The sequence below is a fragment of the Arthrobacter sp. SAFR-023 genome, assembly GCF_051965295.1.
GTDB lineage: Bacteria > Actinomycetota > Actinomycetes > Actinomycetales > Micrococcaceae > Arthrobacter.
Genome location: NZ_JBQCMF010000006.1, coordinates 189,544 through 200,009, shown reverse-complemented (window position 1 = coordinate 200,009; position 10,466 = coordinate 189,544). Strand labels below are relative to the sequence as shown.

Genomic DNA, 10,466 nt, shown 5'->3' with positions numbered 1-10,466 from the left:
CGGGGCTGATCTCAGCGGTGCCGCGGGGCTGTTTTCAGCGTGCCGCGGGCTTAGGCTGTTGCCATGACGCCCAACACCGCCAGACCCACCGCCCTCGTCACCGGCGCCACCGCGGGACTGGGTGCAGAATTCGCCCGCCAGCTTGGCGAACAGGGGAACAACCTCGTGCTCGTGGCCCGCGACACGGCACGGCTGCAGGCCACCGCGGAGGAGCTGCAGCGGCGGTACGGAACAACGGCTGAGGTGCTGACCGCGGACCTGACCGACGACGGCGGCGTGGCCGCCGTCGTCGGGCGCCTTTCCGACCCCGCACGGCCGGTGGACGTACTGGTGAACAACGCCGGAATCGGGCTGCTGCACAACTTCGACGAGAACTCGATCGAGGACGAGAAGAAGCACCTGAAGCTGCACGTGGAGACGTCCATGGAACTCTGCCACGCCGCCCTTCAGGGCATGCTGGCGCGCGGTTCCGGCCGCATCATCAACGTGGCCAGCGTGGCGGCCTTCCTGCCCCGCGGCTCCTACTCGGCGGCGAAGGCGTGGCTGCTCAGCTTCAGCCGCTGGGCGAACCTCGCCTACTCGCCCCGCGGCGTGAAGGTGACCGCCGTCTGCCCCGGCTTTGTCCACACCGAGTTCCACGACCGGATGGGCATGGACAAATCCGTGGCCCCAGGCTGGACCTGGTTGCGGCCAGGCCGTGTGGTCCGCGAAGCACTGGCGGACAATGAGCGGGGGAAGGCTGTTTCCATCCCGACCAAGCGCTACAAGGTGCTGGCCGCCGTCGTCCGCGTGGTGCCGGACAGGTTTACGGCCGGACCGCCGCGCCGGCCGCAGGAGCCTGGCGCCGGTTCCGCCGCGAGCGGATAAGCACCACCACCAGAATTCCGGTGCCGGCCCCCACCACGGTTTCAACGGCGCGTTCGACAATGAGCACCTGCGGGTCCGCCGGCGCCGCGAGTTGGGTCATCAGCAGGATGACCGGAGTGAACCAGACCATCGCCAGCCCGTAGTGCCGGGTCATGAAGAGTTCGGTGCCGAACTGGAAGACGATCACCAGTAGTGCCAGCACCGCGGCCTCCGCTCCCGGGAAAAAGTGCAGCGGGGCCCAGGGGCCCGGCAGAAGTACGACGGCGACCAGCACCAGCCCGAGGAACGTCCCCATGATTCTGTGGATGCCGCGGTGGACACTGCTGGGCAGGTCCGCGCCGGCGAGTGGTACCGCGGCGGCGGCCATCGCCCAGTGCGGGTGGCCGCTTCCGGTCAGGACGCCAACGGTGCCGGCGGCCCCGACGGCCAGCACGTAGCGGGCCGCGTGGATTGCGGCGTGGCGCCGGAAGGTTCCGTGGAGGCGGACTGCAGGACGGACCGCGCCGGGATGCCAGGCCCTGCCGCGGACCCAGCCGCCGAATCCCACGAGCAGGGAGAAAGCGGCGGAACCGGCAGCAATGAGCAGCGCAGCATACCAGGGCACGGCGGTGGGAACGGATGCGCAGGCGCCCAGGGCGAGGATCCCGAAGAAGGGGCCGTTGGGCCGCAGCCGCACTTTGTCGGAATAGACAGACCCCGCGCCGGCCAGCAGGGCTTCGATGCCCACGAGCCACCAGGAGTGCAGGCCGTTGACCGACAGGACCACGCCAACGGTCACGCCGGACAGCAGAACCAGTGCCGCCTGCAGCTGATGTGTGAGCCGGAGCTGGTGCGGCTCGGAGCGGCCGTACATGCCGGTGAGCGCGCCGAACACGGCATAGATGGTGAGCTCGGGCCGGCCAAGGAGCAGCAGGACGAGGGAGGGGACGGCCACGCTGATGGCCACCCGCCACGCCGAGAGATAGTCATTGTTGGCGGGGCCAAAGCTGTGCAGCTGCCGCAGGTGGCGCACTAAAGACTGCACCGGCAGGACCCCCTTCATCCTTCGAAATTAGCACTCCAGCAAAGATCTCACCGCGCGCTGCGTCACAAAGTGAGGCAGGCAACAGAGCTGCCTCGACTGGGCAAAATTTGGCAGCACGGCAGCGCGGCAGCGCGGGCGGCGCGGGCGGCGCGAAGGCCCGCCGGGCGTGCCCCGTGGAAGGGGCATACCGGGGACGGGCCTTCAGTCGCGCCAGCCTTTAGCCGCAGCAGGCTGTGCCAGCAGGTTTCGCCAGCATCAGGAGCGGGCGGGCACCTTTTTCAGTTCGTCGTCAACGTTCAGTTCGTCGTCAAGATCCTTATCCAGTGCACTTTCCTTTTCCAGGGCACTGTTGAGTTCATCAACGGTCTCGAACGGCAGTTCGTCGAGGTTGATCAGCGGGTTCTCGTCCTGGGTGGCCACCAGTTCACGGGCCTCGGCCTGGGTGTCCACGCTGGGCATGGAGCCGGGCAGCGGGCGCTGGGCGGATTCCTTGAGGAAGTAGATGGCCACGGCACCAACAGCCGAGGTGGCCATCAGGTAGTAGGCAGGCATCATGTCGTTGCCGGTGGCGTTGATGAGGGCATCCACAATGAACGGCGTGGTGCCGCCGAAGATCGCCACGGCGAAGTTGTAGGCAATGCCCATGGCACCGTAGCGGCTGGCCGTGGGGAACTGCGCCGGCAGCGCCGAGGCGAGGTTCGCAACGTAGAAGGTCACGGGGAACGCGATCAGCGACAGGCCGGCGAGCGTGGACCAGATGCTGCCGATGCCGATCAGGGCGAAGGCCGGGGCAGCCAGGACCACGGTGCTGACGGCGCCGATCCAGAGCACAGGACGGCGGCCGATGCGGTCGGAAAGCTTGCCCGTCAGCGGAATGCAAAGGCTCATGACCACGAGTACCGGGATCGTGAGCAGCGTGCCGTGGACAGGGTCATAGCCCTTGGACTCGGTGAGGTACGTAGGCATGTAGGACGTCAGCGCGTAGCCGGCCGTGTTTGCCGCAGCCACGAGGATCATGGCAATGATGATCGAGCGCCAGTAGGCCTTGACGATGCCCACAGGACCCTTTGCCGCAGCCTCATCACCGGCCGCCGCGTCCTTTGCGAGCTCCTCCTGGGCGTCCAGGGTGGCCTGGAACTGCGGGGACTCCTCAATCTTGCTTCGGAAGTACACGGCGATCAGGCCCAGGGGACCGGCGATCAGGAACGGCAGGCGCCAGCCCCAGTCTTCCATGGCGGCCTGGCCCAGCGTCAGCTGCAGCACGGACACCAGCGCGGCGCCCAGGGCGAAGCCGAGGTAGCTGCCCATGTCCAGGAAGCTGGCGAAGAAGCCGCGCCGCTTGTCCGGCGAGTACTCGCTCACAAAGGTGGTGGCACCGGCGTATTCGCCCCCGGTGGAGAAGCCCTGCACGAGTTTGAGGACCACCAGGAGGGCGGCTGCCCACATGCCGATCTGCGCGTAGCCGGGCAGCAGGCCGACGGCGAAGGTGCTCGCCGCCATCAGCATCAGCGTGGCCGCGAGGACCTTCTGGCGGCCGATCTTGTCGCCGAGCCAGCCGAAGACGACGCCACCCAGTGGGCGGGCAATGAAGGTGGCAGCGAACGTGCCCAGGAGGAACAGCGTCTGCACGCTCTTGTCGGCTTCCGGCAGGAACACCGGACCCATGGTGGTGATGAGGTAGCCGAAGACGCCGACGTCGTACCACTCCATAGTGTTGCCCACGATGGTGCCGCCGAGGGCCTTCTTGAGCATGGGCTGGTCTACGACGTTCACGTCGGATACCTTGAGCCGGCGCCGCGCGAGCAGCTTTGGTTTCTTCGCACTCTGGGGTGCGGCCTGGTCAGTTCCGCTGGCGTTCCTGGCGCCTGCTGAAGAGTCGGTCGTGCTTCGGTCTGTGGGCATTTGGGCAACTCCTGTGGAGGTCATTTGCTTGCGACTTATAGCTGCCCCGCTCCGGGCAGGCCTTCAATTTTACGTGATTTCCATGGATTTCGAGACTTCGGTGCCGTATGATCACCCGGTTTTGGGGTCCAACCGGGCTGAAATCAGATTTATTTTGGCCGATCTGGGCCCGCTATGCTGCGGATTTTCCGCGACCCGGGCGATCGTTATCAAAAGTTTTTCTGGAACGGGGCTCTTCGGGCCGGATTCCGCTCCTAATCCGGCCTTCCAGGCGCCTCGATTCTGGCCGCTGGCGGGGTGTACACGGCGGCGGAGGGGCGGGGATTGAACCGAACAGCGGCGCTACTCGTCTGATTGGTTAGGTCCAGGTTCAGGGCCCGGGACGGTGGACCGGGAGGCCGGGACTGAGCGTTCATAACTTCCATACGGTTTATATGACTTCCAGACAGGGTGTTCGCCATGGACTACGAGATCAGCGGTTTGCCGATGCATGTATTGCTCGTTCACGCCACGGTGGTCTTCGTTCCGTTGGCGGCCCTTTGCACGCTGCTCAGCCTTCTCTGGCCCGCCGCCCGACGGCGTTTGGGGATCGTCACGCCGCTGGTCGCCCTGTTGGCGCTTGTCCTGGTGCCGCTCACGGCGGCGGCCGGAGCCTGGCTGCTGGACAGGGTGGATTCCACCCCACGGATCAGTGACCACATGCAGCTTGCCGGGATGCTCCTGCCGTGGGTGGTAGGTGTGTTCCTTGTGGCCCTCGCCCAGTGGCTGTGGTTCCGCTACGGCGCCACACAGGCAGAGGGGATGAGCTGGCGCATGGGCGCCACCGGATCCCGCATCGCGGGGATTGTCGCCGTCGTTGTCGCCGTGGTGCTCTGCGGCGGTGCGGTAGCCGCCGTGGCGATCATCGGGGAATCAGGGTCCAGGGCGGTTTGGGAAGGATCCTTCCGGACCGGGGCCGAGGACTAAGAAAGATCTCTTCCCGGGCGGAATGTTTCTGCCTAAGGTGGACCCATGGGAACACTGATCTTTGAGTAATGGACGCGCCATGGCGGCCGCAGTTCGCTGTTGACCAGTACACTGTTGGCCGCCTTGCCCGGCATTCACCGCCGCAACCAACTCCGCCTGTTCAGTTCTGCCTTCGCAATGCCTCTTCGCTGAAGCAGGGCTTACTAGCTGTCCGGTAGGCGGATTCACGGATCCAATATGGGGAACACTTCATTTCATCGCGGAAAGGAAGAACAAATGGCCGACTCCTACAACGGAAGCAGCATCAAGCCGGATGTCGCTGCGCATCTGGCGGAATCGATGGAAAGGCCCGCGCTGCCCACTCCCGAGACCCTGGCCGTGACCGCGGCCATGGGCGGGGCAATGCAGTGGCCGGATGGCAACGGCAAACGGCGCCACCCCAAGGAACACGGCGCAAGCCCCGGACGCGCGGGACAGGGCGCCGCTGTGACGGCAATCCACCGGACCGGCCGCCCGCAGATGCCTCACTCGTCCTGACCAACTGACAATACGAAACAGCCTGGCGACACACTTTATTCGGGTGACGCCAGGCTGTTTCATTCCAGCACCACTTCCGCCGGTTCCTTGTCCAGCCGCCAGCCGCGCCATACCGGGTGGCGAAGCTTGCCGCTCCCGGTCCACTCACCGAAGGTCACCTCACCCACCAGGGCGGGGTTCACCCAGCGCGCGTCCGCCGCGTCCGCCGACGGAACATCATCGAATGGCGACGTCTTCTGCGCCAGCCCCTCCATCTTTTTCCGCAGCTCCTCCAGTTCACGCATGCTGAAGCCACTTCCCACGCGGCCCACATACCGCAGCGTCTTGCCCTCAGGAATGCCCACCAGCAGGGACCCCACGGTGTTGGACCGGTCGCCCTTGCCCGGACGCCAGCCGCCCACCACCACTTCCTGCGTCTGTTCGATCTTGAGCTTGATCCACGTGTGGGTTCGTTGCCCGCTCACATAGCGGCTGTCCGCGCGCTTGGCCATCACGCCTTCCAAGCCCAGCTCGCGGGCGCTTTCCAGGATGTGCTCCACCTTCTCGTCGAGGGTCTCCGACAGTTCCACCGGGCATCCGCCAGGTTCGAAGAAGGCGGCGAGACGATCCCGGCGCTTCCTCAGGGGCAGCCTTCGCAGGTCATCGCCGTCGTCGGCCAGGAGGTCGAAGAGCATCATCCGCACCGGGATGGTGGTGCGCGCCCGTTTCACGTCGCCCGGCCTGGTCAGCTTCATTCTTCCCTGCAGGAGCCCGAAGTCGGGCCGACCGGAAGGCCCGACGGCGAAGATCTCGCCGTCCGCGATGAAGTCCTGCGGGGGCCAGCAGCTCCTGTCCGTGAATTCGGGATAGCTGGCCGACATGTCGTTGCCGTTCCGGCTCAGGAGCCTGATTCGATCGCCGTCCGCCACCACGAGCGCACGGATTCCGTCCCACTTCAGTTCGAAGAGCCACTCGCTGCCGTGCAGGTCAGCCGGGGTGCCGGCCGAGGCGAGCATGGGGACCGGATCCTCCTGGAGGGTGTCATCTCGGGGAGCTGCCCGCCTCGAAGCGGCCGTGCGGGCGGGGCTCGCTGGTTCTCTGGCGGCAGGCGGTTCCTTGGGGCTCACCGCCGCTTTGGTGCCGACTGGCTTTTTCCGTTTTCCCGGACCCCGGTCCATCAGATGGATGAGCCATTGTGACTCCTCGCCGTGGCCCTTCCCGGTATGGATCAGGGCGAACGTCCTGGTGCCGCCAAGCCCGCCGCCCTCGCGGCCCGTGAGTGTGGCAATGACTTCTTTGCCGTTGACCCATTTTTCGAGCTCGTATACACCTTTGTCCCAGATGCTGACGCTGCCCGCCCCGTACTCGCCCTTGGGGATGTCGCCCTCAAAATCGGCGTAGTCCATGGGGTGGTCTTCGGTCTGTACCGCCAGGTGGTTCTTGTCCCCTGATTCCGGCACGCCCTTCGGAAGTGCCCAGGAGACAAGTACGCCCTCGTGTTCCAACCGGAAGTCGTAGTGGAGCCGGCTGGCATGGTGTTCCTGGATGACGAAGATCTCCTTGCCCGCCTGCGCCGCAACGCCGTTGGCCTTTGCCGCGTGGTGCTCTTCCGCGGTGAACGGCTCCGGTGTCTTGCCCTGGTCGCGCAGGGAGCGGTACTTGTTCAGCCGGGCATCCGCATGCCCGCCGCCGTTCGCCTCTGCTGTTTTCGGAGGTGCGGGGGCGGCGTGGCTGGTGTCCGCGTGGCCGGCGCCTGGGTGCCCGGAGGCCGAACTGACCGGGGCGAAGGGATCCTTGCCGGCCGCCACCCGGCGCATGACCTCCTGATAGTCCAGGTGTTTCAGCGACGGCGAACTCAACTCCCGCCAGGTCCGCGGAGCCGCCACAGTGGGGTGCAGGCGGCCGCGGAGCGAATACGGAACGATGGTGGTCTTCGCTGCGTTGTTCTGGCTCCAGTCCACCAGGACCTTTCCCGTCCTGAGGGTCTTCTTCATGTCGCTGACCGCCAGGTCCGGATGGTCGGCCTCCAGGGCACGGGCCAGTTCACGGGCGAAGGCGGAGACCTCATCGGAGGTTTGTGTACCGTCCAGGACGGCGTACAGATGGATCCCCTTGCTGCCGCTGGTGACCGGAAGGGGATCAAGCCCCACGTCCTGCAGGATGGTCCGCGCCAGCTTGGCCACCTCCACGCATTCGGGCAGTCCCGCCCCTTCCCCGGGATCGAGGTCCAGGACCAGCCGGTCGGGAGGCAGGGCGCTGCCGTGGGAGTCCACCGTCCACTGCGGCACGTGGATCTCCAGCGAGGCGATCTGCGCCAGCCAGGTGAGGGTGGCCGGATCGTTGACCAGCGGATAGTAGTTGGTGTTGGTCTTGTGCGTGATGGCGGCGCGGGGCACCCAGCCCGGGGCCGAGTCGTCCAGGTTCTTCTGGAAAAACATCTCGCCGGGCTGGGTTTCGGTTCCCACCCCGTGCACCCACCTCTTGCGGGTTGCCGGGCGGTTCCTGGCAGCCGGGATCAGCACCGGGGCCACAGCAGCGTAATAGGCGATCACGTCCGCCTTGGTGGTGCCGGTGGCGGGATACATCACCTTGTCGAGGTTGGTGAGGGTCAGTTCTCGGCCGCCGACCCGCACGCGTTCCTTACCTCCGGCCATGGGGCTTCACCTCCGGCCCTGTGTGCTGTTGACTAGTCCCATGAGAGCCATCTGGAAAGGCGCCATCGCGTTCGGGCTGGTCAACGTCCCGGTGAAGGTCTACAGCGCCACCGAGGACCATGACATCAGCCTCCATCAGGTGCACAACGCCGATGGCGGCCGGATCCGCTACCAGCGCCGCTGTGAGGTCTGCAGCGAGGTGGTTGACTACTCCGACATCGAGAAGGCTTACGAGGACGACGGCCGGACAGTGATCCTCACCAAGGAGGAGCTCAAGGCCATTCCCGCAGAGAACAGCCACGAGATCGAAGTGGTGCAGTTCGTGCCCTCGGACCAGCTTGACCCGATCATGTTCGAGAAGAGCTATTACCTGGAGCCGGACTCCAAGTCGCCCAAGGCCTACATGCTGCTGCGCAGGGCACTGGAGGATACGGAGCGCGTGGCCGTGGTGCAGTTCGCACTGCGGGACAAGACCCGGCTGGGTGCCTTGCGGATTCGCGACGACGTCCTGATGCTCCAGGCCCTGCTGTGGGCCGACGAAGTCCGCGAGGCAGCGTTCCCCGCCCTGGACGCATCCATCCGCATCTCGGCGCAGGAACGTGAGATGTCCGCCGCGCTGGTGGAGTCCATGGCCTCGGACTTCGAACCCGAGCAGTTCACCGACGACTACCAGGCACAGCTTCGTCAGCTCATCGAGGCGAAGCTGGAAAAGGGCGACGCGCTGGACACGGAAGAGACGTTCGGTGCCGAGGCCGAGGGTGGCAACGGCGAAGTGATCGACCTGATGGAAGCCCTGAAGCGCAGCCTCGACAAGAAGCGCGGGGGAGGGGCGGCCGCGCAAGAGTCGAGTGAGGACGAGTCGGCTGACGACGAGCCGGCCAAACCGGCCAAGCGCAGCAGCCGGAGCAGCGCCGCCAAAAAGGACACTGAGGATTCCGACGCCGAAACAGCCAAGAGCGCTCCTGCCAGGAAGGCTGCTGCAACCGCCCGGAACAAGACCGCCGGCGCTGCCAAGACGAGTGCTGCTTCCAAAACCGGCAGCGCGTCCAAGACCGGTACGGCGTCGAAGACAAGCACTGCGTCGAAGACCGGCACTGCGTCCAAGACGGGCACTGCGTCGAAGACCGGTACCGCTGCCAAGTCCACCGCCAAGACCGTGCGGAAGGGCGCCTGAAGCGGCGGGTGCCCCGCCGCGCGGCTGCACGTGCACCCGCTTAGGAATTCCTGAGCGCGGAGATGAGTTCGCTCTTTTTCTTGCCTGAATACCCTTTCAGGCCGACTTCCTTGGCTTTGGCCTTGAGCTTATCCACGGTCCAGTCCTCATAGTCGCCGGACTTGCCGCCCTTCCGGCCCACTTCGGAGCGTCCCTTATTGGCTGCCGCGTTGGAGACGCGCGCCGCCTTCTGTTTCGATGCACCCTCGTCGCGGAGCTCTTCGTAGAGCTTGGGATCTTTCAGGCTGGGATTCTTCTTCTCTGGCATGGCTACCTCCCACTGTCCACTTCGCCCCGGGCCACAGCGGCACGCCAGGCGCCCGTCTCGATCCCCCGGGTTTCGATGAACTCCTTGAACCGCGCCAAGTCGGAGGACACCTGCTGTTCATCAACGTGGGCGGCGGCCCCGGCCCTCTCCAGCAGGCTCTCCGGCTCCCATTCGAGTTCCACGTTCACCCGGCAGAGGTTCTCGTCCAGGCTCTCGAAGGTGACCCGGCCGGCGTTGCGGGGCTTGTCCTTGCTGACCCAGGCGATGCACCGGTCCGGCGTCTGTTCCAGGATCTGCGCATCGTATTCGCGCTTGACGCCCGCCACGCTGGTGCGGAAATGGAGCGAGGTTTCGTCGATCTGCTCGACGGACTCGACCCCCTTCATGAAGTGCGGGAACGATTCGAACTGTGTCCACTGGTTGTAGGCGGTGCTGACTGGTACCTCGACGTCCACGCTTTCCTGCAAGGTTTCCACTCTGTCATCCTCCTTCAGCCCGGCAGTTCCGCCGGTCTTTCAATGGCTGGCCACAGTTCCAAGCTAGTAGGGCGCAGAATCAAAAACAAGAAATTACTAAGGTTGCTTAGTTAGTCGTAATCGCCCGCTGATCAGGCCCGATGTCCCCCCGGTCGCTCACAGGAGCAAAATCCATTCGGAAACGGCTACGGCCGGCCTCCGCCGGCCGTCCCCTGAGGGGACTGCGGCGGAAACCGGCCGTAAAGCGCGCGGTGCCTATTCGGCGTCGTGGTCCGTTTCCAGGATCTGGACCAGGCGCTCGAGGGCGGCGTCGGCGCCGTCGCCCTCGGCCCGCAGCACCACAACGTCGCCGTGCGATGCGCCAAGGCTCATCAGGGAGAGGATGCTGGCGGCGTCCATAGCCTCGTCGGCCGGCTCCCCTTCCCGCGCGATGGTGATGTCGAGGTCAAACTCGCCCGCGGCCTCGGCGAAGATCGCGGCGGGACGGGCGTGCAGGCCTACGCGGCTGGCGACGGTTGCGTTACGTTCGGACATTTCTGCTCCTTGCAATTGCAGTGTGGTTGGAATGCTGAAGGACAGC

Annotated in this window: 10 protein-coding genes; 4 read left to right on the top strand and 6 right to left on the bottom strand. The window is 65.6% G+C overall.

Annotation, left to right across the window (positions count from 1 at the left end):
* Nucleotides 1–63: 63 nt before the first annotated feature.
* Nucleotides 64–867, top strand: coding sequence for an SDR family NAD(P)-dependent oxidoreductase (locus ACTHQX_RS08895; protein WP_236806340.1), 804 nt, complete (start codon nucleotides 64–66; stop codon nucleotides 865–867).
* Here the strand turns inward: ACTHQX_RS08895 and ACTHQX_RS08890 are convergent.
* Complete coding sequence (locus ACTHQX_RS08890) at nucleotides 806–1,891, bottom strand: FUSC family protein (protein WP_440174569.1); 1,086 nt, start codon at nucleotides 1,889–1,891, stop codon at nucleotides 806–808. The genes ACTHQX_RS08895 and ACTHQX_RS08890 overlap by 62 nt on opposite strands.
* A 255-nt stretch (nucleotides 1,892–2,146) precedes the next feature.
* Entirely contained in the window at nucleotides 2,147–3,793 is a 1,647-nt protein-coding gene (locus tag ACTHQX_RS08885; RefSeq protein WP_236806342.1) for an MFS transporter, read from the bottom strand.
* 459 nt (nucleotides 3,794–4,252) lie between these two features.
* Between ACTHQX_RS08885 and ACTHQX_RS08880 the strand changes: the two genes are divergently transcribed.
* Nucleotides 4,253–4,759, top strand: coding sequence for a hypothetical protein (locus ACTHQX_RS08880; RefSeq protein ID WP_440156941.1), 507 nt, complete (start codon nucleotides 4,253–4,255; stop codon nucleotides 4,757–4,759).
* Nucleotides 4,760–5,035: 276 nt separating this feature from the next.
* Nucleotides 5,036–5,296 carry a hypothetical protein gene (locus ACTHQX_RS08875; RefSeq protein WP_236806344.1) on the top strand — a complete coding sequence of 87 codons (261 nt, stop codon included), beginning with the start codon at nucleotides 5,036–5,038 and terminating at the stop codon, nucleotides 5,294–5,296.
* 59 nt (nucleotides 5,297–5,355) lie between these two features.
* Here the strand turns inward: ACTHQX_RS08875 and ACTHQX_RS08870 are convergent, their stop codons facing one another.
* Nucleotides 5,356–7,929, bottom strand: a complete 2,574-nt coding sequence (locus ACTHQX_RS08870; RefSeq protein WP_440156938.1) for an ATP-dependent DNA ligase — start codon at nucleotides 7,927–7,929, stop codon at nucleotides 5,356–5,358.
* Nucleotides 7,930–7,969: 40 nt separating this feature from the next.
* On the opposite strand from ACTHQX_RS08870, the gene ku reads away from it, so the two are divergent.
* Complete coding sequence (gene ku, locus ACTHQX_RS08865) at nucleotides 7,970–9,103, top strand: non-homologous end joining protein Ku (protein ID WP_236806346.1); 1,134 nt, start codon at nucleotides 7,970–7,972, stop codon at nucleotides 9,101–9,103.
* Nucleotides 9,104–9,143: 40 nt separating this feature from the next.
* Here ku and ACTHQX_RS08860 read toward each other — a convergent pair whose 3' ends face one another.
* From ACTHQX_RS08860 to ACTHQX_RS08850, 3 genes are all read right to left on the bottom strand, one after another.
* Entirely contained in the window at nucleotides 9,144–9,410 is a 267-nt protein-coding gene (locus ACTHQX_RS08860; protein WP_236806347.1) for a DUF7218 family protein, read from the bottom strand.
* A 2-nt stretch (nucleotides 9,411–9,412) separates the two neighbouring features.
* Nucleotides 9,413–9,886: an SRPBCC family protein gene (locus tag ACTHQX_RS08855; RefSeq protein WP_440156934.1), complete on the bottom strand. Its 474-nt coding sequence runs from the start codon at nucleotides 9,884–9,886 to the stop codon at nucleotides 9,413–9,415.
* A 255-nt stretch (nucleotides 9,887–10,141) separates the two neighbouring features.
* On the bottom strand, nucleotides 10,142–10,420 hold the full coding sequence (locus ACTHQX_RS08850; protein WP_102972873.1) for an HPr family phosphocarrier protein: 279 nt from the start codon (nucleotides 10,418–10,420) through the stop codon (nucleotides 10,142–10,144).
* Nucleotides 10,421–10,466 lie beyond the last annotated feature (46 nt).

Coding starts and splice junctions, on each gene's coding strand:
- ACTHQX_RS08850 (WP_102972873.1), bottom strand. CDS start 10,420: ATGTCCGAACGTAACGCAACCGTCGCCAGCCGCGTAGGCCTGCACGCC.
- ku (WP_236806346.1), top strand. CDS start 7,970: ATGAGAGCCATCTGGAAAGGCGCCATCGCGTTCGGGCTGGTCAACGTC.
- ACTHQX_RS08880 (WP_440156941.1), top strand. CDS start 4,253: ATGGACTACGAGATCAGCGGTTTGCCGATGCATGTATTGCTCGTTCAC.
- ACTHQX_RS08870 (WP_440156938.1), bottom strand. CDS start 7,929: ATGGCCGGAGGTAAGGAACGCGTGCGGGTCGGCGGCCGAGAACTGACC.
- ACTHQX_RS08860 (WP_236806347.1), bottom strand. CDS start 9,410: ATGCCAGAGAAGAAGAATCCCAGCCTGAAAGATCCCAAGCTCTACGAA.
- ACTHQX_RS08895 (WP_236806340.1), top strand. CDS start 64: ATGACGCCCAACACCGCCAGACCCACCGCCCTCGTCACCGGCGCCACC.
- ACTHQX_RS08885 (WP_236806342.1), bottom strand. CDS start 3,793: ATGCCCACAGACCGAAGCACGACCGACTCTTCAGCAGGCGCCAGGAAC.
- ACTHQX_RS08875 (WP_236806344.1), top strand. CDS start 5,036: ATGGCCGACTCCTACAACGGAAGCAGCATCAAGCCGGATGTCGCTGCG.